22 protein-coding genes are annotated in these 24,340 nt (G+C 65.9%); 12 read left to right on the forward strand and 10 right to left on the reverse strand.

Features of this window, described 5'->3' with window-relative positions:
• Positions 1–50 precede the first annotated feature (50 nt).
• Genes ACUJB0_RS02305 through ACUJB0_RS02315 form a run of 3 tightly spaced genes read left to right on the forward strand, consistent with a single transcriptional unit; the run spans position 51 to position 3,400 of the window.
• The gene (locus tag ACUJB0_RS02305; protein ID WP_444843799.1) at positions 51–2,171 is read left to right on the forward strand and encodes a TonB-dependent receptor plug domain-containing protein; all 2,121 of its coding nucleotides are present in this window, start codon (positions 51–53) and stop codon (positions 2,169–2,171) included.
• Positions 2,172–2,210: 39 nt separating this feature from the next.
• Positions 2,211–2,810: a hypothetical protein gene (locus ACUJB0_RS02310; protein WP_444843800.1), complete on the forward strand. Its 600-nt coding sequence runs from the start codon at positions 2,211–2,213 to the stop codon at positions 2,808–2,810.
• A complete protein-coding gene (locus ACUJB0_RS02315) occupies positions 2,807–3,400 on the forward strand; it encodes a hypothetical protein (protein ID WP_444843801.1) in 594 nt (197 codons plus the stop codon). Before ACUJB0_RS02310 ends, ACUJB0_RS02315 begins: the two co-directional genes overlap by 4 nt.
• Here the strand turns inward: ACUJB0_RS02315 and ACUJB0_RS02320 are convergent.
• Positions 3,397–5,040, reverse strand: coding sequence for a methyl-accepting chemotaxis protein (locus tag ACUJB0_RS02320; RefSeq protein ID WP_444843802.1), 1,644 nt, complete (start codon positions 5,038–5,040; stop codon positions 3,397–3,399). The two genes, ACUJB0_RS02315 and ACUJB0_RS02320, sit on opposite strands and share 4 nt — an antisense overlap.
• 187 nt (positions 5,041–5,227) lie before the next feature.
• Here ACUJB0_RS02320 and ACUJB0_RS02325 point away from each other — a divergent pair, with 187 nt between their 5' ends.
• The 5 genes from ACUJB0_RS02325 (at position 5,228) to ACUJB0_RS02345 (ending at position 8,571) form a co-directional block, all read left to right on the forward strand.
• Positions 5,228–5,485, forward strand: coding sequence for a hypothetical protein (locus ACUJB0_RS02325; RefSeq protein WP_444843803.1), 258 nt, complete (start codon positions 5,228–5,230; stop codon positions 5,483–5,485).
• 113 nt (positions 5,486–5,598) lie between these two features.
• On the forward strand, positions 5,599–6,813 hold the full coding sequence (locus tag ACUJB0_RS02330; protein WP_444843804.1) for a SpoIIE family protein phosphatase: 1,215 nt from the start codon (positions 5,599–5,601) through the stop codon (positions 6,811–6,813).
• Between the two features lie 11 nt (positions 6,814–6,824).
• Entirely contained in the window at positions 6,825–7,382 is a 558-nt protein-coding gene (locus ACUJB0_RS02335) for a SiaB family protein kinase (RefSeq protein WP_444843805.1), read from the forward strand.
• A gap of 17 nt (positions 7,383–7,399) precedes the next feature.
• Positions 7,400–7,786, forward strand: a complete 387-nt coding sequence (locus ACUJB0_RS02340; RefSeq protein WP_444843806.1) for a DUF1987 domain-containing protein — start codon at positions 7,400–7,402, stop codon at positions 7,784–7,786.
• On the forward strand, positions 7,786–8,571 hold the full coding sequence (locus ACUJB0_RS02345) for a GGDEF domain-containing protein (RefSeq protein WP_444843807.1): 786 nt from the start codon (positions 7,786–7,788) through the stop codon (positions 8,569–8,571). Before ACUJB0_RS02340 ends, ACUJB0_RS02345 begins: the two co-directional genes overlap by 1 nt.
• Before the next feature lie 12 nt (positions 8,572–8,583).
• On the opposite strand, the gene ACUJB0_RS02350 is transcribed toward ACUJB0_RS02345, so the two are convergent.
• Positions 8,584–9,534 carry a 2-hydroxyacid dehydrogenase gene (locus tag ACUJB0_RS02350; protein WP_444843808.1) on the reverse strand — a complete coding sequence of 317 codons (951 nt, stop codon included), beginning with the start codon at positions 9,532–9,534 and terminating at the stop codon, positions 8,584–8,586.
• A 115-nt stretch (positions 9,535–9,649) separates the two neighbouring features.
• On the opposite strand from ACUJB0_RS02350, the gene ACUJB0_RS02355 reads away from it, so the two are divergent.
• Positions 9,650–14,677: a response regulator gene (locus tag ACUJB0_RS02355; RefSeq protein ID WP_444843809.1), complete on the forward strand. Its 5,028-nt coding sequence runs from the start codon at positions 9,650–9,652 to the stop codon at positions 14,675–14,677.
• Between the two features lie 106 nt (positions 14,678–14,783).
• A complete protein-coding gene (locus tag ACUJB0_RS02360) occupies positions 14,784–15,038 on the forward strand; it encodes an NHLP-related RiPP peptide (RefSeq protein ID WP_161087428.1) in 255 nt (84 codons plus the stop codon).
• Between the two features lie 21 nt (positions 15,039–15,059).
• On the opposite strand, the gene ACUJB0_RS02365 is transcribed toward ACUJB0_RS02360, so the two are convergent.
• Both ACUJB0_RS02365 and ACUJB0_RS02370 read right to left on the reverse strand, forming a co-directional pair.
• On the reverse strand, positions 15,060–16,199 hold the full coding sequence (locus ACUJB0_RS02365) for a putative peptide maturation dehydrogenase (protein ID WP_444843810.1): 1,140 nt from the start codon (positions 16,197–16,199) through the stop codon (positions 15,060–15,062).
• A gap of 19 nt (positions 16,200–16,218) precedes the next feature.
• Positions 16,219–16,809 carry a 2'-5' RNA ligase family protein gene (locus tag ACUJB0_RS02370; RefSeq protein WP_444843811.1) on the reverse strand — a complete coding sequence of 197 codons (591 nt, stop codon included), beginning with the start codon at positions 16,807–16,809 and terminating at the stop codon, positions 16,219–16,221.
• Positions 16,810–16,888: 79 nt separating this feature from the next.
• Between ACUJB0_RS02370 and ACUJB0_RS02375 the strand changes: the two genes are divergently transcribed.
• Together ACUJB0_RS02375 and ACUJB0_RS02380 are read left to right on the forward strand one after the other, a co-directional pair.
• Complete coding sequence (locus tag ACUJB0_RS02375; RefSeq protein WP_444843812.1) at positions 16,889–17,269, forward strand: BlaI/MecI/CopY family transcriptional regulator; 381 nt, start codon at positions 16,889–16,891, stop codon at positions 17,267–17,269.
• Positions 17,256–18,491, forward strand: coding sequence for a M56 family metallopeptidase (locus ACUJB0_RS02380; RefSeq protein ID WP_444843813.1), 1,236 nt, complete (start codon positions 17,256–17,258; stop codon positions 18,489–18,491). Before ACUJB0_RS02375 ends, ACUJB0_RS02380 begins: the two co-directional genes overlap by 14 nt.
• A gap of 140 nt (positions 18,492–18,631) precedes the next feature.
• Here the strand turns inward: ACUJB0_RS02380 and ACUJB0_RS02385 are convergent, their stop codons facing one another.
• From ACUJB0_RS02385 to cyoB, 6 genes are read right to left on the reverse strand one after another with little or no spacing between them, the layout of a single operon-like run.
• A complete protein-coding gene (locus ACUJB0_RS02385) occupies positions 18,632–19,174 on the reverse strand; it encodes a response regulator transcription factor (RefSeq protein WP_117010834.1) in 543 nt (180 codons plus the stop codon).
• Entirely contained in the window at positions 19,164–20,540 is a 1,377-nt protein-coding gene (locus ACUJB0_RS02390) for an ATP-binding protein (protein ID WP_444843814.1), read from the reverse strand. The genes ACUJB0_RS02385 and ACUJB0_RS02390 overlap by 11 nt, the downstream gene beginning before the upstream one ends.
• Positions 20,541–21,317 (reverse strand): SURF1 family protein, encoded by a 777-nt coding sequence (locus ACUJB0_RS02395; protein ID WP_444843815.1) that lies wholly within the window; start codon positions 21,315–21,317, stop codon positions 20,541–20,543. It lies immediately after the preceding gene.
• Positions 21,314–21,721, reverse strand: a complete 408-nt coding sequence (gene cyoD, locus ACUJB0_RS02400; protein WP_444843816.1) for a cytochrome o ubiquinol oxidase subunit IV — start codon at positions 21,719–21,721, stop codon at positions 21,314–21,316. The genes ACUJB0_RS02395 and cyoD overlap by 4 nt, the downstream gene beginning before the upstream one ends.
• Positions 21,718–22,347 (reverse strand): cytochrome o ubiquinol oxidase subunit III, encoded by a 630-nt coding sequence (gene cyoC / locus ACUJB0_RS02405; RefSeq protein ID WP_117010842.1) that lies wholly within the window; start codon positions 22,345–22,347, stop codon positions 21,718–21,720. Before cyoC ends, cyoD begins: the two co-directional genes overlap by 4 nt.
• Positions 22,340–24,340 carry a cytochrome o ubiquinol oxidase subunit I gene (gene cyoB, locus ACUJB0_RS02410; RefSeq protein ID WP_444843817.1) on the reverse strand — a complete coding sequence of 667 codons (2,001 nt, stop codon included), beginning with the start codon at positions 24,338–24,340 and terminating at the stop codon, positions 22,340–22,342. Before cyoB ends, cyoC begins: the two co-directional genes overlap by 8 nt.

Here is a 24,340-nt window from a genome sequence, read left to right on the forward strand (position 1 = left end):
ATCGACAACAGCGGGCAGGCTAGAATCAAAAAAACGACACAGGAGATAGCATGTTGAAAGCGTCGAGCGCCCACCGGCTGTACTGGACCGCGGCACTCGCCCTGCCGCTGCTCGCGAACCACGGCACGGCCCACGCCGACCCGGTCAGCGAAGAGGACGAACTGGCGATGGTCTACGGCGCCAGCGACAGCGTCAGCATCGCCACCGGCAACCTGCAAACCCTGCGCCGCGCGCCGGCCGTGGCCACCGTCATCACGGCGGCCGACATCGCCGCCATGGGCGCCACCGATCTCGACCAGGTGCTCGAAAGCGTGCCCGGCGTGCACGTCAACCGCACGCCCAACAGCAATTCGCCGCTGTACGTGGTGCGCGGCATCGTCAGCGCCTACACGCCGCAGATCCTGATGCTGCAAAACGGCGTGCCCATCACCACCTCCTACGTCGGCAACAAGGGCAATATCTGGGGCGGCTATCCGGTCGAGCACATCGCCCGCATCGAAATCATCCGCGGCCCGGGTTCGGCACTGTACGGCTCGGACGCCTACTCCGGCGTCATCAACATCATCACCAAGGGGCCGGGCGAAGTGCCGGGCACGGAAGTGGGCGCCCGCGCCGGCACCTTCCACAGCTACGACGGCTGGGTGCAGCACGGCGGCAAGCTCGGCCCGGTCGAGGTCGCGGCCTACCTGCGCGTGGGCCAGTCCGACGGCAACGACCGCATCGTCGAGGCCGACGCGCAAAGCCGCAACGACACGCTGTTCAAGACCCATGCCAGCCTCGCGCCGGGCCGGCTCAACAACCAGTACAAGGCTATCGACGGCAACCTGGACCTGATCTACGGCCAATGGCGCGCCCGCTTCGGCTACAAGAAGCGCTACGACATGGGCACCGGCGCCGGCATCGCCTCGGCGCTCGATCCGATGGGCCGCCAGCAAAGCGAACGCATCACCGGCACGCTGGCCTGGGCCCAGCCGCAGCTGACGCGCGACTGGGGCGTAGGCGCAAGCCTCAGCAGCCAGCAATACTCGCAGGAAGTCAGCGCCATTTACCAGCTGCTGCCGCCCGGCCTGACCTTCCCGACTGGCACCTTCCCGAACGGCATGCTGGGCGCGCCGGAAACCTACGAGCGCAACTACCGCCTGGCCGGCTACGCCGACTACAACGGCTTCAGCGATCACCACGCGCGCATCGGCGCCGGCCATGACGACCTCGAACTGTACCGCGCGCAGGAGTTCCGCAACTTCAACTACGCGCCGAACGGCACGCCCATTCCCTTGCCGGCCGTGATCGATGTCACCAACACCACGCCGTTCATGCGGCCGCAGCGGCGCAAGGTCGACTACCTGTACCTGCAGGATGAATGGAACTTCGCCACGGACTGGAACCTGACCGCCGGCATCCGCCACGACCACTACTCGGACTTCGGCGGCACCACCAATCCGCGCCTGGCGCTGGTGTGGGACGCCAGCTTCGACCTGACGGCCAAGCTGCTGTACGGCCGCGCCTTCCGCGCGCCGGCCTTCCTGGAAAGCTACGGCATCAGCAATCCGGTCGCGCTCGGCAATCCGAACCTCAAGCCCGAGCGCAACGCCACCACCGAGATGTCGTTCAACTGGCAGGCCCGCACCGACGCCACGGTCAACCTGACCTTCTATCGCTACGATATGAAGAACATCATCCGCACCGTGGTCAATCCTGTGCCGGGCACGGGCGCCACCTACGCCAACGCGGGCGACCAGCGCGGCCACGGCGTCGAGCTGGAATCGAACTGGAACGTGACACGCGACCTGCACCTGTCGGGCAACTACGCGTGGCAGCGCTCGACCGACCAGACCACCCACACCGACGCCGGCTACGCGCCGCGCCAGCACGCCTACGGCCGCGCCGACTGGACCTACGCCAACGGCTACCAGGCCGGCGCGCAGCTGAACTGGGTGGCGGGCCGCGAACGCGCCTTCGGCGACGCCCGTCCCGCCATCGCCGACTACACCACGGTCGACCTGACGCTGGCGACCCGCAACGGCCGCAACCAGTGGAACTTCGCGCTGGCGCTGCGCAACGCCTTCAACGCCGACGTGCGCGAGCCGAGCCCGGCACCCGGGCTAAGCCTGCCGCACGACCTGCCGATGGCGCCGCGCACGATCTCGCTGCAGGCTTCGTATAAGATGTAAGCAGCCGTGCGGTGCGGCTGCGGCCCAAAGAGAAAAACAGTGACAGCATATGACGATTTTCTGAATTTCTTTTCCATGCATGGCAAGGAACGTCTGGACGGCCTTGGTGTGGACTATTTCACCGCCATGACGCGGGAGGAAAGAGAAAAGGCCTTCGACTTTCTCTGGGCGCGTATCGAGCGAGCCGGCAGCGAGGAAAGCATACACGGACTGTTCAGGGCAAATCATGAGCGTGCCATTGAACCCGTCAGGCGCTTGTTGGAAGCCGGGACGTTGAGCGGCGAGGCGCAAATTGCCGCTGCGTGGCATCTTTGGGCTGTACAACCGGACGACCGGCTATTGGCGGTTTTCATTCGGTTCATGGGCAGTCCGGACCAGGACTTAAGAGAAAAGGCCGCATACTACGCTCCGGCTATCAAGCTGACGGGTGAATACAAATCCGCCCTTCAAAGAATGATATGTACCGAGACCGAGCAGCTTGCACGAATACACGCTGTGGACAAACTCCTGGAGTGCCACGGAATTTCGCGTGAATCAATTGGGAAAGCGGATTTTTCCAGCATTTACAAAGGCCTGCATAGTGCAGACCCGGGGACTAGAGAGATGACGTTAAAACGAGTTGACGAACTGAGATCATGAGCGCTTATCAGAATTTCCTGGACTTTTTTTCGATGTACAACAAAGAGCGGCTGGACGGAATAAGTGAAAGCTACTTTACCGAGATGACCGCCGAGGAAAGAGACATGGCGTTCGACTTTCTCCTGGCTCGTGTCAAGTCAGGCGGGAGCGAAGAGAGCGTGAAGGGACTTTTCCGCGCAAATCGCGCCCGCGCCGTGGAACCGGTCAAGCGCATGCTGACGGAGGGCACGCTGATTGGAGAGGCCGAAATCTCCGCCGCATGGAATCTGTACTACATTGAGAATGACGACAGTCTGCTTTCCATCTTCGTCCATTTCTTGGGCAGCCCCGATCCCCGGCTAAGAGCCAAAGCGGCCTATTACGTGCCTCCCATTTTCAGCGATGAACTCATCTCTGGCTTGCAGGGCATGATTCGTACGGAAACCGAACAATTACCCCGCATACATGCGGTGGACAAGCTGCTCGAGTGCTCCGGCATCAGCGAAGAGACGATGGACAAGAATCTGTATCTCCGCATCTTCAGGGATTTGCATGGCGAAGACTTGAAGAAGAAGGAAGCCGTCTTTAAGCAGCTACACCGCTCGAATTAAGCGGCGCGGCGCAGGCGCTCCGCCTCCGGCCGTGGCAAGGCTTTGCGCGGAGCGCCGACGGGCAATTGATGCACGCGCTGCTTGCTCCAGGCGCCGCCTTCGATCTTGAAGGAACCCACCAGTTGCGCCAGCTCGCTCGCCTGGTCCTGCATCGCATCGGCCGCTGCGGCGGCCTCCTCGACCAGCGCGGCGTTCTGCTGCGTGACGCCGTCCATGTCGCCGATGGCGGCGTTGACCTGCTCGATGCCGTGCTCCTGCTCGGCGCTGGCGGCGCTGATGGCCGCCATGATGCCGGTCACCTTCTCCACGCTCAGCACGATCTCCGCCATCGTCGCGCCGGCCGTCTGCGCCAGCTCGCTGCCGCTGGCGATGCGCTCGGCCGATTCGTTGATCAACTGCTTGATCTCCTTGGCCGCGCTGGCCGAGCGCTGCGCCAGATTGCGCACCTCGGACGCCACCACGGCGAAGCCACGTCCCTGTTCGCCGGCGCGCGCCGCTTCCACCGCGGCGTTCAGCGCCAGGATATTGGTCTGGAAAGCGATACCGTCGATCACACTGGTGATGTCGACGATCTTGTGCGCATACTCGTTGATGCTGGCCATGGTCCGCACCACCTCCGACACCACCGCCCCGCCCTTGCCCGCCACGTCCGACGCCGACTCCGCCAGACGGTTGGCCTGGCGCGCGTTGCCGCTGTTCTGCTTGACCGCCTCCGTCAGCTCCGCCATCGCCGACGCCGTTTCCTCCAGCGCGCCGGCCTGGTGCTCGGTGCGGCGCGACAAATCCATATTGCCGTTGGCGATTTCGCGCGAGGCGGCGTCAATGGCCACCGCGCCGTCGCGCACACGGCCGACCGTTTCGGCCAGGCGGCCGGTCATGTGGCTGAGCGCATCGAACAGCTGGCCCATCTCGTCACTGCGACCGTGCTGGATGGCCACGTGCAGTTCGCCCGCCGCCACCTGTCCGGCCAACGCCACCGCACGCCGCAGCGGCAGCACGATGCTGCGGGTCAGCGCCAGCGCCAGCACCGCGCCCAGCGCCAGGGTCGCCAGTCCCATGACGACCAGCAGCACACGGCTGCCCTGGAACTGGCTGGCCGACTGCGCCGCCAGCGCCTTGGCCTGCTGCGTCTGGTAGGCCAGAAGCTTGTCCAGCGCGCCGGTATAGGCGCCGAACACCGCCGCCATCTTGTTGTCCAGCAGATCGCCGACTTCCTGCGTGCGGCCGCCATCCTTCAACTTGAACAGCTCCGTGCGCAGCGCCAGATAGGCGCTCTTGCGGGCGGCGACGGCGCGCAACAGCTCCGCTTCCGCGCCCGGCGCCGGCATCGCCGCCAGCCTGGCTTCCATCGCGCTGGCCTGCTTCTCGCCGGCGGTCAGCTGGGCCTGGAAGATGTCCCCCACTTCCAGGCTATCGCTGCGCGCGATGGAGGTGGCGCGCAGCCCGTTCAATTCCACGATGCCCAGCAGTTCGGAGGTGAGCTGCTGCTTGGCCAGCTTTTCGTCGACCAGGTTGGAGGTGGTGTCGTTGGCGGTCTGCAAGCGCCACAGGGCCACCGTCGACATGCACGCCATCAACAACAACAAGGCCGCAAACGAGGCCATCACGCGTACACCGGTATTCAGCTTAGGGATTTTCATGACTTTTCAATAAAAGAAGTGCGTTTCGATCAAGATGGCGCCAGTATGCAGGGCAAATATGACGCTGTTATTACCGCACGGCAATCTTTCGTCATATGTTTATTACGAAACAAAAGGTATTTTTGTAGAGCAACTTTTCGAATGACTCGTATATACTGGTTCCTCATACTCGCCTCCCATGAAAACCGTGAGCACACTCCCGATCGCCGAAGCCGAACTGCTGAAATCCGAACAAGACGCCGTGCTCGCGCTGAGCAAGCTGTTGCACATCTGGTACAACGAGGCCGGCCTGCACGGCATGCTGCGCTCGCTCGACGCCACGCTGGCGCAGTGCCACGCCATCCGCGAGGAATTCGCCGCCGAGGGCGAGCCGCAGCGCGTCGACGCCGAACGCGGCGCCATCAGCCAGCACCTGGGCTTCATGCTGTCCTTGTGCGCAGACTGATAACACTCTTTTCTTTTGGTTAAGATGTAATAGCCCGGTAACAATTTCCCACTAGCATTACGGGCACTGAAGTCAACCAAAGGTTACAGCCCGTGGAGTTCAACGCCTCTCGTTTGCACCTGCCCCGTTTCCGCCTGTCCGTCGCCGCCGACCTGTGCGTCGAGACCGTCTCGGTGCCGTCCGACACCAGCAATTTCGGCGTGCTGGAGCTGTTCACCGAACGACGCGACTTGATGAGCCTCCCAGTGATCGAGGGCGACCGACCTATCGGCCTCATCAGCCGCAACATCTTCATGTCGCAGATGTCCAAGCCCTTCTACCACGAGCTGTACGGCAAGAAGAGCTGCATCGCCTTCATGGACAAGGAACCGCTGATCGTCGACGCCGCCCTGAGCATCGAGGCGCTGACCTTCCGCGCGGTCGAGTCGGGCGAGAAGGCGCTGGCGGACGGCTTCATCGTCACCCGCGACGGCGGCCTGGCCGGCGTCGGCTTCGGCCTGCAGCTGATGAACGTGGTGGCCAACATGCAGGCCGAGAAGAACCGCCAGATCATGCACAGCATCGACTACGCCAGCGTGATCCAGCGCTCGCTGCTGCGCCCCTCGGACCTGGCGCTGCGCGAGGCCCTGAACGACGCCCACCTGGAATGGCAGCCGCGCGACGTCGTCGGCGGCGACTTCTATCACTTCGCGCACTACCCGGACGGCTGGTTCGCCGCCATCGCCGACTGCACCGGCCACGGCGTGCCGGGCGCCTTCATGACGCTGATTTCCTCGTCGACCCTGGCGCAGGCCTTGCAGCAATTGGGTCCGCGCGATCCGGCCGCGCTGATCGCCGAAGTCAATCGCGGCGTCAAGAGCATGCTGGGACAGGTCGACGAACGCCACGGCCTGCACGGCGCGCCCGCCTCCAACGACGGCATGGACGCCGCCTTCCTGTGGTTCGACAACGCCAGCCGCCAGCTGCACTTCGCCGGCGCCAAGCTGCCGCTGTTCCAGCTCGGTCCCGACCAGCAGGCGGTGCAAACGATCGACGGCGACCGCATGGGCGTGGGCTACGTCGACACGCCGCTCGACTACGCGTGGACCAACAAGACCATCGCCATCCCGGAACGCAGCCTGCTGTTCCTGACCACCGACGGCTTGATCGACCAGATCGGCGGCGCCAAGGACATCGCCTTCGGCAAGCGCCGCATGCGCGATGTGCTGCTGGCCCAGCGCGGCGCCGGCGCACGCGACGTCAGCGACGCCATGCTGGCCGACTACCAGGCGTGGCAAGGCGGACAACCGCGCCGCGACGACCTGACCTTTTTCTGTTTCCGCCCATAGGAGCGCCGATTTTGCTGTACGAAGAATTCAACGATTTCTGGGACGTGGCCCGCAAGCGCCACATCATCTTCTTCTACGTGGGCTATTTCTCGCAGCACGTGGTGGCCGCCATCTCCGAGACCATCAAGGCGCGGCTGGACACGGCCGGCGCGGCGGGGCCGACGCGGCGCCGCATCTTCTCGTCCTTCGTCGAAATGTCGCAGAACATCATGCACTACTCGTCGGACACGCTCACACCGCACGAACAAAGCGACAACCAGATGCGGCGCGGCTCGTTCTGCATCGGCATGAAGGACGACAGCTTCTTCCTGCTGTGCGCCAATCCGGTCGACAGCGCCAACGTGGAGCGCATCCGCAGCCGCCTGGAGCCGCTGCACACCATGACGATGGAAGAGATCAAGTCCGCCTACAAGAAGGCGCTGCGCGACGAGACGCCGGCCGACAGCAAGGGCGCGGGCCTGGGCTTCCTGACCATGGCCCGCGACGCCAGCGAACCGCTGGAGTTCGAGTTCGTGCAGGAAGCGCACAACCCAGGCACCACGGTGTTCTGCATCAAAGCGATAATTTAAAAAGTACTGGAACAGTCATGGAACCACTTTACATCAGCGCCTCGCCCACCTCGCCGGAGATCGACTTCCGCTTCGACCAGGACACCTTGTCGATCAAGGGCGAGTCCTATCCGGAAAACGCCGCCGCCTTCTACGGCCCGGTGATCGCGCGCGTGCAGGCCTACCTAGACGCCTGCAATGACGCCAGCATCACGGTCAACGTCTCGCTGGCCTACTTCAACAGCTCCAGCACCAAGATGCTGTTCTCCTTCTTCGACGCGCTGAACAAGGCCGCGATGGACGGCAACCAGGTGCGCCTGAACTGGTACCACGACGAGGACGACGACACCATCCTCGAATTCGGCCAGGAGCTGCAGGACGATTTCGGCGCGCTGGACTTCCACGACCACCCGGTGAGCAACTGATGATGTCCATTCCCGGCCGCGACGAAGCCGACCTGTTTGCGCTGGAGAGCGCGGCGCTGGCCAACGCCAGGGCCGCCCACGCCGATCCGCGCGCCGACGCCCGCGCGGCGCTGGCCGAGATGATCGTCCACTACGAGCGCCTGATGCGCGAGAGCCGCCGCCTGATCCGCCGCAGCGACCGCGCCGAGCTGGATATGAACCAGATGAACCGCCAGCTGCACGAACTGGCGCAGCAGCTGGAATACCGCGCCACCCACGATCCGCTGACCGGGGCGCTCAACCGAGCGGCCGTCATCGAGCAGGCCAGCGGCTGCCTGGCGCGCGGCGACATGGCGCTGATCGTGCTCGATATCGATCACTTCAAATGGGTCAACGATGATTTCGGCCATCCGGCGGGCGACGCCGTGATCCAGACCGTGGTGCGCTGCCTGCAGGCGCTGCTCGGCCCCGACGTGGCGATAGGCCGCGTGGGCGGCGAGGAGTTCTCGGTGGTGTGGCCGACCAGCTCCATCGACGAGGCGCAGCAGGTGGCGGCCAGCATCTGCGACGCCATCGCCGACCAGGTGTTCGCCGCGCCCATCGACCGCCAGATCACGGCCAGCGTGGGCCTGAGCTGGAACCGCGCCGGCACCAGCTTCGAAACCGCCTACAGCCACGCCGACGAAGCGCTGTACGCCGCCAAGCGGGCCGGCCGCAACTGCGTCAAAGTCCACGCGCCGCTGCCAACGCCGCATCCCGCCGCCACCCCTCCGGCGCCCGAAGACGTGTCAGCTCCGTGCCATTGATCTAACCGGCCGTCACGGCACGGGCGTCAACAGCGGCTGGCCGCCGAAGTGGGCCAGCAGGTTGTCGACCACCAGCTGGCCCATGGCGTGGCGGGTCTCCACGGTCAGGCTGCCCACGTGCGGCGTCAGCACCACGTTCTCCAGCTCGCGCAGCGCGGCCGGAACGTGCGGCTCGTTGTCGAACACGTCCAGCGCCGCCATGCCCAGCGCGCCGTCGCGCAGCGCGGCGACCAGCGCCTCCTGGTCCACCAGCGACCCGCGCGAGACATTGACCAGGGTCCCCTCCGGACCCAGCGCCGCCATCACCTCCGCGTTGACGGCGTGCCGCGTGGCCGCGCCGCCGGGCGCGCACACCACCAGGTAATCGCTGGCCCGCGCCAGTTCCAGCAGCGAGGCGCAGCGCACCACGGCCACGCCGTCGACCGCGCGCGGCTGGAAGTAGCGCGTACGCATGCCGAAAGCCGCCGCCCGCGCCGCCACCGCCTGGCCGATGCGCCCGAAACCGAACACGCCGCACACCTTGGCGCGCAAGGCGCGCGTGGGCGTCAGTGGCACACCGCGCTCCCACGCCCCGCTGCGCACATGCCGGTCCAGCGCCGGAAGCCGGCGCGCCGCCGACAGCAGCAGCGTCAATGCCAGATCCGCCACGTCGTCGGTCAGCACGCCCGGCGTGTTGGTGACAAAAATGCCACGCGCGCGGGTCGCGTCCAGCGCCACCGCGTCCACGCCGATGCCGTTGACGGCGACGATCTCCAGCCGCGGCAACTGCTCCAGCAGCGCCGGGCCGATGCCGATCGCGCCGGTCGTCAGCACGCCGCGTATCGCCGGCGCCACAGCGGCCAGCCATTCCGGCTGCGCCTCGCAGGGCTGGCGCCACAGATGATGGCAGTGGAACGCCTGCTCCAGCCGCTCCATCACCGCCGCCGACGGACTCGCCGCCAGCACCAATATTTCCGGTTTCATATCGCTATCCTCGTCCATGTGACGATTGTACAAGGGCGGCGCCCAACGTGCTTTGCATGGACTTTCCGCCGGCATTTCCGTATGCTGGAAGTACCTTTCTGGAGCGCGCCCCGATTTGAACGTCCACGCCGCCACACCGCACCGTCCCGCCGCGCGCCGCTGGCTGCTGGCGGCGCTGGCGGCCTGCATGATGTTGTGCGGGCCCGCCATGGCCGCCCCGGGGCGCTGGGACCAGCTGGCCACGCCCCTGTTCGAGCACCTCGGCCTGGAACAAGGGATGCCGCACCCGATCGGCCTGACGCTGGCGCAGGACGGCGACGGCTACATCTGGGTCGGCACGCAGAGCGGCCTGGCGCGCTGGGACGGCTATCACATGCGCAGCTTCCACCACGATGGCGCCAATCCGGCCTCGCTGCCCGGCGATTTCGTCCAGGTACTGCACGTCGATGTGCGCGGCCGGCTGTGGGTGGGCACGGCGGCGGCGGGACTGAGCATGTTCGACCGCCGCACCGAGCAATTCAGCCGCCCCAGCGACGAATTGGGCACGGGCCAGATCAGCGCCATCGCCAGCGACGCCAAGGGCAACCTGTGGCTGGGCACAGCCAAGGGCCTGAAATACTACGACACCGTCCAGGGCACGGTGCGCCTCTACAGCCACGAGGAGCATCCCGGCCTGCCCGACAATCAGATCCGCGCCCTGCTGGTGGACCGCGCCGGCACGCTGTGGATAGGCTCCGCCACCGGCCTGTCGCGCCTGCGCGACGGCGGCGCCATCACCCCGGTCGCCGTCAGCGGCGACGCCCACGGCGCCTGGAGCGACACCGTCATGTCGCTCGGCGAGAACAGCTTCGGCCAGATCGCCTTCGGCACGCTCAAGAGCGGCGTCGGCGTGGTCGACGCGGGCTCGGACCGGGGCCACCTGCTCACCATCGCCGGCGTCAAGGAACTCCAGGCCAACATGGTGCTGGCGGTGGTCGAATCCACGCCCGGCACCTGGTGGGCCAGCACCTACGGCGGCGGCGTGGTGGAGTTCCGCAACGGCCAGGGGCGCCGCATCCTGCACCAGCCGGCGGTGCCGCTAAGCCTGAGCAACGACCGCGCCGCCGCGCTGCTGCGCGACCGCAGCGGCATCATGTGGGTGACCACCGAGCGTGGCGTCGACCTGTTCGATCCCCACAACGAGAGCGTCGACTCGGTGTTCGGCGCCCAGGGCGCGCCGGAAGCGGCGGTCACCGCGCTGATGACCGACCACCAGGGCCAGGTGTGGATCGCGCTGGCCGACCAGGGCATCGACATCGTGCGGGCCGACGGTTCGCGCCGCGCCGCGCTGCGTCCCGACCCCGCCCATCCCGACAGCGCGCTGCCCAACCGGATGGTGCTGTCGCTGGCCGAAGCCGGCGGCGGCGAGGCATGGATCGGCACCCAGCTTGGCCTCTACCGCACCCGCGACGGCGCGCGCGGGGTTCGCCGCATCGCGCTGCCCGAGCCAAATCCCTCGCCGCGCGTCGGCACCATCCTGAACCGCAAGGGCGAACTTTGGCTGGGCACCTTCGACGGCCTGCTGCGCTACGATCCGGTCGCGGGCACGGTGCGCCGCTACGTGCAGGGTGCGGCCGACGCCGGCGGCCTGACCGACAACCGCGTCCACGCGGTGGTGCCCGACGCCGGCGGCGGCTTGTGGATCGCCACCCGCAACGGCTTGAACTGGCTCGATCCCGACAGCGGCAAGGTGGAACAGATCTACGCCCACCCCGAGCTGCCGTCCGCGCTGTCGGAGGCGGTCCTCCTCTCGCTGGCGCTGGACACGCGCGGCCGCCTGTGGGTGGGCACCTACGGCGGTGGCATCTGCGTGATGACCGGACGCGATGTGCATGGCGCGCCGGTGTTCCACCGTATCGCCACGCTGGGCGGGCTGGCGGCCGGCAGCATCATGTCGCTGCAGGCCGATCCCGTCGGCCGCATCTGGGCCGCCACCGCCGACAGCATCGCCGTGATCGACGTGGACTCGTTCAAGGCGCGCGCGCTGACCCGCGCCGACGGCCTGGCGTTCCGCACCTTCTTCATCGGCGCCAGCACGGTCACGCCGGAACGCGACCTGGTGTTCGGCGCCACCGCCGGCATGGCGGTGGTCTATCCTGGAAGGCTGAGCGACTGGAGCTTCCGCCCGCCGCTGGTGATCAGCGCAGTGCGGCGCGACCAGCAGACGATCACACCCGGGCAGATGGCCAGCGACCAGGGTCCGACGCTGACCCTCAAGCCGGAGAACCAGGGCTTCGAAGTCGAACTGGCGGCGCTGGACTTTTCGGCCCCGCAGCGCAACCGCTACGCCTACCTGCTGGAAGGCTTCGACCAGCACTGGGTGGAGGCCGACGCCAGCCGGCGCATCGCCTCCTACAAGCACCTGCCGCCCGGCGTCTACCGCCTGCGCATGCGGGGCAGCAACCGCGAAGGCATGTGGAACACCGAGGAGCTGCAACTGCGCGTGGTGGTGCTGCCGGCCTGGCACCAGACCTGGTGGGCGTGGCTTTGCTACCTCGCCGCCGCCTGCCTGCTGACGTGGGGGCTTGTGCGCTGGCGCGTGCGGCAGCTGCACCACAAGGGCGAGCAGCTGCAGGCACTGGTCTACTCGCGCACACGGCACCTGGAAAAGCTCAACGCCATCGTCAAGTCGATCAACGAGCAGCTCGATTTCGACGCGCTGCTGCACACCATCCTGCACGAATCGACCGTCATCGAAGGCATCGATTCGGCGATCGCGCTGGTGCGCGAGGCCGGCACCGAGACCTTGTCGCTGCGCGCGGCGTGGGGCCGCATCGACACGGCGGCGGACGCCTACAACATCGACCTGCGCCAGGCCGAGCTGCGCTACGCGCCGGCCGACTGCATGATCGCGCCGGACATCTTCGAAGTCCACCGTCGGCACACGCTGCCCGGCGACGTGTGCGCCCTGCTGTCGGTGCGCGTGGTGATCGACGGCCAGGTCGAAGGCTACCTGGTGTTCAAGAACTACCAGTACCGCGCCACCTTCGCCGCCAGCGACCTCGATCTGCTCAAGGCGCTGAAGGAGCCGTTCGTGTCGGCCTACCAGAAGGCGCGCGCGCTGCGGCTGCTGGAACAGGCGCGCGCCAACGCCGAAGCGGCCACCCGCGCCAAGAGCGACTTCCTGGCCAACATCAGCCACGAGATCCGCACGCCAATGAACGCCATCCTCGGCTTCGCCGGCCTGGGCACGCACCTGGACCTGCCGCCGCAGCCGCTGGACTACTTCCGCAAGATCGGCCGCGCGGGACAGAGCCTGCTGGAGATCATCAACGACGTCTTGGACTTCTCCAAGATCGAATCGGGCAAGCTGGAACTGGAAGCCCTGCCCTTCGACCTGCCAGACACCCTGAGCCAGCTGGCCGACCTGTTCGCGTGGCGCGCCGCCGAGCGCGGACTGGAACTGGTGATCTGGGCCGCGCCGGACGTGCCGTCCAACCTGCTGGGCGATCCGCTGCGGCTAAGCCAGATCCTGGTCAACCTGGTCGGCAACGCGCTCAAGTTCACCGCGCGCGGCCACATCGAGCTGCGCGTGGAACGCGACCACGGCGCACCGGTGCCAGTGGACGCCTTTGGCCAGACGCCGGTGGCGCTGCGCTTCGTGGTCGAGGACAGCGGCCTGGGGATCAGCAGCGAGCAGCAGGCGCGCCTGTTCCAGGCCTTCGCCCAGGCCGACGCCAGCACCACGCGCCTGTACGGCGGTACCGGCCTGGGGCTGGCCATCTCGCAGCAGCTGGTGCGCAAGATGGGCGGCGTGATCCAGGTCGACAGCGAACCAGGCGTCGGCAGCAGCTTCAGTTTCACCGTCGCGCTGCAGCCGGCCGCCGACCAGACGCCGCGCCAGGCGCCGCTGCCGCCGTCGGTGCTGGGCAAGCGCGTGCTGGTGGTGGACGACAGCGAGGCGGTGCGCCACATGCTCAAGATCCAGCTGGCCAGCATGGGCCTGAAGCCGCGCGCGGTGGCCTCGGGCACGGCGGCGGTGGCGGCCATGCAGCTGGAACCCTACGACATCCTGATGATGGACGCCGCCATGCCGGACCTGGACGGCATCGAAACCCTGCACCGCATCGCCGATGATCCGCAGTTGTCGGCGGTGCCGGCGGTGCTGATGGTGACCGCCTACGCGCGCGAGCACGATCGCGCCACCGCCGAACAAAGCCGCGTGATGCCCTTCATCGACAAGCCGGCCAGTCCCTACCTGCTGCGCGGCGCGGTGCTGGCGGCGCTGGGCATCGAAAGCGGCCAGCAGGCCGTCAAGCTGGCGGCGCCGCCGTCGCTGGCGGTGCAGCGCATCCGCGGCGCGCACGTGCTGGTAGTGGACGACAACAGTATCAACCAGCAGGTGGCCAGCGAGATCCTGCAGCGAGCCGGCGTCAAGGCGGACCTGGCCAACAGCGGCGAAGAGGCCGCGCGCATGACCGCCGCCGGCGCCTACGACGCGGTGCTGATGGACATCCAGATGCCGGACATGGACGGCTACCAGGCCACGGCGCTGATCCGCGCCGACCAGGCCCACGGCAAGCTGCCCATCATCGCCATGACCGCACACGCGGTGGCCGGCTACCGCGAGCGCTGCCTCGAGATGGGCATGAACGACTACGTGACCAAGCCGATCGATCCCGACACCTTGTACGCGGTGCTGGCGACCTGGGTCGAACCGGGCCAGGCGCGCGCCGAGGCAGCCGATCCCGCGCCGGCCCGCGGCGTGCCGGACGGGGCCTCGTCCATCACGATGCGCGGCATCGACATGGCGGCGGCGATGGAACGGCTGGGCGGCCAGAGCCGCCTGCTGGAGCGCTTGCTGGGCCTGTTCGCCAAGGACTTCGGTGCGAGTTTGCAACAGATTCAAGATGCAATCGACCACGGCGACTTCCTGAAGGCGGCCGACCAGGTGCACAAGATACGCGGCGCGGCCGGTAACATATCGGCAACGGATTTGTTCGAGACGGCCACAGCGCTGGAAGACCGCTTGCGCGACGATCCCCCTGCGCTGACCGATTTGCTGATGGCTTTCGCGCAGGCGTTCGATGTCGTAATGGAAAGCGCGCGCGGGAACGCGGAGGGGCCGCCCGATCGAGCCACCGAACTGGCCCGCACTGGCTAGCGTTTTGACAGTTACGAATCCGCTTGAGATGGCGCCGGCTTTGGCCTACGATGATCTTGCGTTTCGACACGCGACATTTCCATACACCCACACGAAAGGTTCAGACATGGCCATGCACTCCCCGCAAGATCTCGATCTGCTGCTGTCCAAGCTGTCCGGCGACGACGAGTTCCGCACCAGTTTTCTGAAAGATCCGCAACTGGCGTTGGGCACCCTGGGCATCGAGCTCGATGCCGACAAGATTCCCGCCCTGCGCAGCCTGCCCGCCAAGGAAGTCTTCATCGCCAGCCGCCACGCCATCAAGGGCAAGCTGGAAAACGCCGCCGGCGCGGTGCCGTTCTTCCTGTCGGGCCAGCGCTAGCCCCGTGGGTTACGGTGGGGCCTACGGTTCGTAGCGCAATTCCACCGTATCCCGCGCGCCGGACGCCGGTCCGCAGCCGCATACGGCGATCACCATATCCTTCAACGGATCGAGCCCGAACACCCGCTCGATATCGATCTCGTTCACCGCCGCCGTCACAAAGGCCGGCATCCCCGCCTCGGTGGCCAGCAGATAGAAAGTCTGCGACAGGTGGCCGGCATCGAGCAGCAACGCGCGGTAGGCCTTGGCGTGGTTGCGGTACTTCCAGAAGTTGCGCTCCACCCGTGCCGCCAGCACCACCATCATCGGCGCATCGACAAACCAATCCTGGTCGGCCACCATGCGCAGCGCCAGTTCCGCGGTTTGCGCGGTGTCCATCGCCGTCAACGGCTCCAAGGCGTGACGCACCGGATGGTAGTGATACAGGCCGGGCACGATGCCCTCGACGCGCTGCGCCAGCACGTAGGCCTCCACCGGATGCAGGCCGCCGGCCGAGGGGCTGAGCTTTTTGAGCACGAAGGCATCGGGCGCCATTTCGCGCTCGCCCTGCGAGCCGAAGGCGCGCTGCAGCAGCCGCGCGACGGTGGCAGTCGGCAGCACGGCGGCGGGATCGAAATTGCGGCCGGTGTAGCGCTGGAACAGCGTGTCGTCGAGACGCGCGCGGTCGGGATACGGCAGCGCGATGGCCTCGCCCTCGGCACAGAGTTCGATGACCGGGCCGGGTGGCGTGCCGTATGAGACCACCAGTTCTTCGAAACTGGGGAACTGCATGCCCTTGTCGACCCGCATGTCGCCCCAGCGGCTGAACATGTGCGCGGCGGCCGACAAGGGCCGCCAGTTCTGGGAGCGCAGCGTTTCGTCGCGTTCGCGGAAGCGGGCGTCGTCGCCGATCAGCAGGCCGCATTCGAGCAGGCGGGCGATCACGGCGGCGCCGTACTGCTGCGCGCAGTCGGCGCTTTCCTGCCACAGCGTCAGGCCGATGCCGCCCAATGCCGCCACCTCGTCCAGCGTGACTTCGATTTCCTCGCCCAGATGCGGCGCCAGCGCCATCCAGCGCATGGTCGCGCCGAGCGGGCCGTCGCCAGCGAACAGCGCTGTCCAGTCGATATCCAAATCCTCCCGGGGTTCCAGGAACAACACGGCGCAACGTCTGATCAGCATGATGGACTCACCTTGAAAGTTAGCCTTGCAAACTCCAGCGGCCCAATGCGGTGTAGGGCAGGTTCTGGCCGATGTGGCTGTGGACCAGCACCAGTTCGCGCACCGTCCACTCGACCGGAGCGACGGCTTGCGGCGGGACCGTCACATCATCGTACAGCAGTGTGACGTGCGGCGTATAGCTCGGCGGATTGCCGGGCAGCCCGGCCTTGAGCAGGGCCGTCGCGAGACTTTTATACAGGGAGCCAAGACCGCTCACGCCATCGCCGCCGGCCAGCACGAACGGGCGGTTGCGGGCGCGGTTGACAAAGGTCTGGGCCATGTCGAAGCAGACGGCGAAAGGCGCCGTCGTCGCCGCCACCGAAGCGGCGGCCTGCCCTGCCCGCGCGACCAGGCTGTCCGGCATGCAGGGGAAGTCGCCCAGGTTGCACAACGTGGCGTGCAGGCGCGCATCGGCGATGGGGCGGCCGCGCATGGCGTGTGCGGTCTTCAGGTCGGCGGTGAGGTTGCGGATGCGGGCGATGGCCGCGGCGTCCGGCAGGACCGCGAAGAAGATGCGGTCCGTCAGCTGTGGTTCGGGCTCGAAGCCCGGCAGTAAGGTCTGTTGTGTCATGGCTCTCAGTTTAACGCTTGACAGCTTCGATTACAACTGTAATCATTTACAGCGATTACACCTGTAAATGAAAGAGCATATGAAAGCCATCCCGCAGATCAGCGAAGCAGAATCGGTTGTCATGGAGGCGTTGTGGACGCACAGCCCGCGCAGCGCGGAGGACGTCGCCGCCGCCATCGGCGACGAGCGCGCTTGGCAGGAATCCACCGTCAAGACCTTGTTGAACCGGCTGCTGCGCAAGAACGCCGTCAAAGTGCAGAAGGACGGGCGGCGCTACCTCTACTCGACCGCGATCACGCGCGAACAGTGGCTGCACAGCGAAAGCAAAGGCTTCCTGGACCGGCTGTTCGACGGCCGCCTGGCGCCGATGGTGGCGCACTTCAGCCGCCATCGCAAATTGAGCGCGGCCGACCTGCAGGAGCTTAAACGGCTGATCGGAGAACTCGATGCCGACAAATGATATCGCTGCCCTGCTGCCCGCTTTGCTGCCTTCGCTGCTGCCCGCCGTGCTGCGCGCCAGCGTCACGCTGAGCGTGGCCGTGATCGCGGTGTGCGCACTGCGGCTGCCGCTGCGACGCTGCTTTGGTCCCGGGGTCGCCTATGCAGCCTGGCTGGCGGTGCCCATGTGCGCGCTGGCCGCGTTGATACCCGCCGCGCCGGAAGGCAGCATACTTGTGCTGCACGGCGCGCCATCAGCCCAGTCGTTCGCCGCAGCGATGCGCGAGTTGGCGCCGGTTTCCGTATCGATGGGAGTACGTGGCTATATCGTCCTGGCCTGGCTGACGGGCGCCTTGGGCGCCGCCGCGCTTCAGATAATCCGGCAGCGATCCTACCTGCGCAGCCTCGGCAAGCTGACGCGGCGCGGCGACATCGCCTATGCGGACTCGCTTGACGTCGGCCCCGCGCTGGTCGGCCTGCGGCGGCCCATCGTGGTGGTGCCGGCGGACTTCGACGACCGCTACACGCCACAGGAACGGGAACTGATCCTGGCGCACGAGCGCACCCACGCCAGCCGCCGCGACCCGGTCGCCAACGCAGCTGGCGCGGCCTTGCGCTGCCTGAACTGGTTCAATCCCCTGATCCATATCGCCGAACGCCTGATGCGCGCGGACCAGGAGCTGGCCTGCGATGCCGGCGTCATGCGCCGCCACCCCAACGCGCGCCGCAGCTACGCCAACGCGATGCTCAAGACCCAGTTATCGGCAAACGCAGCACCCCTCGCATGTCAATGGCAATCCACCCATCCACTGAAAGAGAGAATCATGAGCTTGAACCAGACCACACCGTATGCCCTGCGTATGACCGGACGCCTCCTGATCGCCGCCGCGATGGCGACAGGCAGCTGGGCCGCCTGGGCGGCGCAGGAAGCCCCCAAAGGCGAGCTGTACGACATCGCGGTGAAACTGAACGTGGACGGCGCCAAGAGTGCGCCACACCTGCATACCCACAGCGATGAGCCGGCAAGTTTCCGCAGCGGTGAAGGCGTGCAGCAATGGCAGGCGCAGCTCACGCTCAAGCCAGCCGACAACGGCAAGATGTTCATCAGCGCCATCGTCAAGCACGCCGGCAAGCCAGTCAGCAAGCCGGGCCTGCTGGTAGCGCTGGGCGAACCAGCCACCATCAAGATCGACACGGATGACAAGTCGCACATGGAAATGGAACTGACGGTCACGCGGCTCTAAAATTTCCACCCAAACATTTGGGGTCAAGTCTGACATTCGGACACGAGCTCTGCCGTAGCAGCGCCGCTACAGCAGAGGCCGTGTCCGAATGTCAGACTTGACCCCAATTTTGTGTGCGAACGTCGGGCTCGAGCCGAATTTTATTTGACGCGCTGTTTCTCCAGCTTGCGTGCCAAGGTGCGGCGGTGCATGCCCAGGCGGCGGGCGGCTTCCGAGATGTTGAAGTCGGTCTCGGCCAGTACGGTGTGAATGTGCTCCCACTCCAGCGTTTTGACCGAGGTGGCGCGGTTGGTCAGCTCCAGCTCGGCGGCGCCGGCGACGTGCTCGAAGGCGGCTTCGATGTCGTCGGTGTTGGAGGGCTTGGCCAAATATTGGCAGGCGCCCAGCTTGATCGCTTCCACCGCCGTGTTGATGCTGGCGAAGCCGGTCAGCACCACGATCAGCATTTCCGCATCGTGCTGGTGCAGCATCTGCACGCAGGCCAGTCCCGATGAATTCCCCTTGAGCTTGAGATCCACCACCGCGTAACCCGGCGAGTGATCGACCAGCAGCCCGCTCGCTTCATCCACGTTTTCGGCCAGCAGCACCTTGTAGCCGCGCCGCTCGAACGAGCGCCCCAGCGTGCGGGCGAAGGCGGCGTCGTCCTCGACCAGCAACAGCACGCGTTCTTCTTCAGTAGTCATATTGATTCGTTTCCGGTTTGATTTCGATCTCGGACAGCGGCAGCGTCAGCCGCACCAGCGCGCCGCCGTGCGGCAGGTTCGATGCCGTCACCGCGCCACCCAGCGTGCGCGCGACGTTCACCACCAGGAACAGCCCCAGGCCTCCGCCCGGCCGTCCCTTGCTTGAATTGTAGGGCTTGCCCAGCTGCGCAAGGATCGCCGGCGCGAAGCCCGGCCCGGCGTCGGTCACCTGCAGCACCAGTTGCTCGTCCTTCACGCTGGCCTCCATGCGCAGCCATTGTGGCGAGGCTTCCAGCGCGTTGTCCAGCACGTTACAGATCATTTGCTTGAGCGTCGAGTCCGATACCACTGGATGGTCGGGCACGATGCGGTTGTCGTATTCGAACTCCACCACCGGCCGCCCCACCCGCCATTCCGCCACCAAATCCGCCAGGAAGGTGTTGACCGTGGTGGCCGCCGACGATTCCCCGCGCGTCTCCCCCGCCGACAGCAGGATCCCGCTGACGATCGACTTGCAGCGCATGAGCTGGGTCTGCATCTCGCCGATCTCTTCCAGCAGCTCGCCGTTGGCCTTGAACTCGGGCATGTGCTTCCAGTCGCCCAGGATCACCGCCAGCGTGGCCAGCGGCGTGCCCAGCTCGTGCGCCGCGCCCGATGCCAGCAAGCCCATGCGGATGATGTGGTCTTCCTCGGCGGCGCGCTGGCGCAGGTCGGCCAGCTTGGTGGCCGTCACCCGCATATTGCGCATGATGCGCGTGATGAAGATGACCAGCAGCGCCGCGTCCAGCACGAAGCAGATCAGCATGCCCTGCACGTACAGGCTGAGGATGCCGCGCCCATGGTCCAGCGGCAGCGACAGCGGCTCGGAGAACAGCGCCAGCCCGGCGATACAGGTGCCGGTCACGCCGACGATGGTCCAGGTCGACCAAGCCTCCAGCAGCACCGCGCCCAGGATCACATGCAGCAGGTACAGGAACACAAAGGGATTGGTGGCGCCGCCGCTCAGGTAGAGCTGAGCCGTCAGGCTGGCGATGTCCACCGTCAGCGCCAGCAGCAGCTCGCTGTTGGACACCACCTGGTTTTCCTGCCAGCGCAAGGTGCTGGCGATGTTGAAGGCGATCAGGCAGGCCAGCACGTTGAGCATGGCCGGCAGCGGCAGGCGCACGTCGAACACCATCGTGGCGGCGAAGATGGTGGTGATCTGGCCGATCACGGCGATCCAGCGCAGCTGGATCAGCTGCTGCATGTTCTTGTGCCCGGCCGCGTGGGTGATGGTGTTGGCCGAGGCCTTCACCTCGGCCAGCGGCTCGATGACCGGCGCGTTCGGCCGGCCCCTGTCATACGGATTGTCGTTTTTCCTTGCCATTTATGCTTGTTCTTTTGATTTGCGCCCCTCGCGGACGACCCATGCGGCGCCGCCGACAATCATCAGCGCCAGCGCGTACCAGGTGACAGCATAAACCAAATGGTTGTTGACGAAGGAAACTACCGTCAGTCCGCCCAGCGGTTCGCCCTCCGCCGGCGCGCCCGGAGCGGCGTCGGCATCGACGAAATACGGCGCCACGGCCGGCAATCCGCGCGCGCGGGCGATGGCTTGCACGTCGCGCGTGTACCAGTAGTTGCGGGCCGGCTCGTTGGCGCGCAGGCGTCCACTCGCCTCGCCCAGCCGCAACAGGCCGGTGACGGTGACCATGTCGCCTCCGCGCGCGCAGGCATCGGCCGGCGCGGCAGGCGGCGCGGGCTGTGGCGCCCAGCCGCCGGAACCGGCGCGGATGAAGCCACGGTTGACCATGACGATGGCGCCGTCCGGCGTGCACAGCGGCGTCAGCACCCAGTAGCCGATGCCGCGGTCCAGCGAGGCCAGCACCTGCGTGTCCGAGCCCTTGAGGAAGTGGCCGCTCAGCCGCACGCGGCGGTAGTCATCGGCCTCGGCGTTCAGCCCAGGCCACTGGCCCACGCCGGGCGCATCCACCGGCGCCGCGTGCACGCGCTGCTCAACGCGCTCGATCAACGCCAGCTTCCATTGCAGGCGGAATAATTGCCACGTCCCCAAAGCAAAAAACCCTGCAAACATCACCCCGGCCGCAATGGCCAGGATGATGCGCAGGGCGCTGGAACGTGGGCGCGATGGCCCGTCCATCATTGCATGTCGCGCATGTTGTGCACGTCCGTACCCATGGACGGCATCATGTTGACGTTCATGTGGTACATGACCCAGATCGAACCGGCCAGCACGATGACCAGCAACACCAGCGTGAACAAGGTCGCCAGCAGCGACCAGCCGCCTTCGATCTTGCCGTTCATGTGCAGGAAGTACACCATGTGCACCACTACCTGGACGGCGGCGAAGGCCAGGATCACCGCGGCGGTGGTGCTGGACTTGTCGAAGGCCTTGTGCATCACCAGCCAGAACGGAATCGCGGTCAGGATCACCGACAGCACGAAGCCGATCGCGTAGTCCTTCAGGCTGCCGTGCGGCACGTCATCGTGGCCGTGGCCGTGGCCATGGTCGTCATGGCCGTGGTGGTCGTGATTGTGTGCGCTCATGGCAGGACTCCCATCAGATAAACAAAGGTAAACACACCGATCCAGATCACGTCCAGGAAGTGCCAGAACATCGACAGGCACATCAGGCGACGGTTGTTTTCCGGCGTCAGGCCGTGCTTGGCCAGCTGGAAGATCAGCGTGACCAGCCAGATCGAACCGAACGTCACGTGCAGGCCGTGGGTGCCGACCAGCGCGAAGAACGAGGTCAGGAACGCGCTGCGCTGCGGACCGGCGCCTTCGTGGATCAGGTGAACGAATTCATCCAGCTCCAGGTACAGGAAGGCCAGGCCGAACAGGCCGGTGATGGCCAGCCAGACGATGGTGCCCTTCACGCTCTTGCGCTGCGCGGCGATCATGGCGAAGCCGTAGGTGATCGACGACATCAGCAGGAAGCCGGTGTTGAGCGCCACGGTCGGCAGGTCGAACAGCTCGGCGCCGGTCGGGCCGCCCGCGTAATTGCGGCCGAGCACGGCGTAGGCGGCGAACAGGCCCGCGAACAGCAGGCAGTCGCTCATCAGGTAGAGCCAGAAGCCCAGCAGCGTGCCGTTCTCCGGGTGGTGTTCGCGCACGTAGTAGCGTGCGCTTGGGTCGGCGCTCACGGCGCCGTTAGCGATAGTTTCAGACATGGCTTTCCAGCAGGCGAGTATGCGCTTCTTCGGTGCGGATGACTTCTTCCGCAGGGATGTAGAAATCGCGCTTGTAGTTAAAGGTGTGCGTGATGATGGCAACCATCATGGCGATGAACGCCAGGCCGGCTGGAATCCACATCTGCCAGACCATGGCGAAGCCCAGCGCGAAGGCCAGCGCCGAGATGATGAAGCCGGCGGCGGTGTTCTTCGGCATGTGGATGGCCACGAAGCCCTTGGTCGGACGCTGGTAGTGGTTGGCCTTCATGTCGGCCCAGCTGTCGCTCTCATGCACCACTGGCGTGAAGGCGAAGTTGTAGTCCGGCGGTGGCGACGAGGTGGCCCACTCCAGCGTGCGGCCGCCCCATGGGTCGCCGGTCACGTCGCGCAGTGCTTCGCGGTTTTTCCAGCTGACGTAGAACTGCACCAGCATCGCGCCGATACCCGCGGCGATGATCAGCGCGCCAATGGCGGCGATCACGAACCATTTTTGCAGCGACGGATCTTCGAAGTGGTTCATGCGGCGGGTCACGCCCATGAAACCCATCACGTACAGCGGCGTGAAGGCGACCCAGAAGCCGACCAGCCAGCACCAGAACGAGACCTTGCCCCAGAACTCGTCCAGCTTGAAGCCGAACGCTTTAGGGAACCAGTAGTTGATCGCGGCGAAGCAGCCGAACACCACGCCGCCGATGATGACGTTGTGGAAGTGGGCGATCAGGAACAGCGAGTTGTGTAGCACGAAGTCGGCTGGAGGCACGGCCAGCATCACGCCGGTCATGCCGCCGATGACGAAGGTCAGCATGAAGCCGACGGTCCACATCATCGGCACGTCAAAGCGCACGCGGCCCTTGTACATGGTGAACAGCCAGTTGAAGATCTTGGCGCCGGTCGGGATCGAGATGATCATCGTCGTGATGCCGAAGAACGAGTTCACCGACGCGCCCGAGCCCATCGTGAAGAAGTGGTGCAGCCATACCAGGTAGGACAGGATGGTGATCACGACGGTCGCGTACACCATCGAGGTGTAGCCGAACAGCTTCTTGGCGCTGAAGGTCGAGACGATTTCCGAGAACACGCCGAACACCGGCAGCACCAGGATGTACACCTCAGGGTGGCCCCAGATCCAGATCAGGTTGACGTACAACATCGGGTTGCCGCCGAGGTCGTTGGTAAAGAAGTTGGTGCCGACCATGCGGTCCAGCGACAGCATCGCCAGCGTGATGGTCAGGATCGGGAAGGTGGCGACGATCAGCGCGTTGGTGCACAGCGCGGTCCAGGTGAAGACCGGCATTTTCATCAGGTTCATGCCTGGCGCGCGCATCTTGACGATGGTGGCGATCAGGTTGACGCCCGATAGCGTGGTCCCCACCCCGGCCACCTGCAGCGACCAGATGTAGTAGTCGACCCCGACGTCCGGCGAGGCGGCGATGCCCGACAGCGGCGGGAAGGCCAGCCAGCCGGTGCGGCCGAATTCGCCGACGAACAGCGAGACCATGGTCAGCATGGCGCCGAAGGTGGTCATCCAGAACGAGAAGTTGTTCAGGAACGGGAACGACACGTCGCGAGCGCCGATCTGCAGCGGCACCACGTAGTTCATCAGGCCGGTCACCAGCGGCATCGCCACGAAGAAGATCATGATCGTGCCGTGGGCCGTGAAGATCTGGTCGTAGTGGTGCGGCGGCAGCATGCCGGCGTTGTCGCCGAAGGCGATCGCTTGTTGGGCGCGCATCATCAGCGCGTCGGCGAAGCCGCGCAGCAGCATGATAATCGCCAGCACCATGTACATGATGCCGATTTTCTTGTGGTCGATGGAGGTGATCCAGTCGCGCCACAGCGGGCCCCACAGGCGGAATTTGAACATCGCGGCCAGGAAGGCCAGGCCGCCGATCGCCACCATGGCGAAGGTGCCGATCAGGATGGGCTCGTGGTATGGAATTGCTTCCAGCGACAGCCGCCCAAAGATCAGTTTGGTCAGGTTGAGATCAGACAT

Origin of the sequence: Duganella caerulea (assembly GCF_040362985.1) — a bacterium.
Lineage (GTDB): Bacteria > Pseudomonadota > Gammaproteobacteria > Burkholderiales > Burkholderiaceae_D > Rugamonas > Rugamonas vulcania.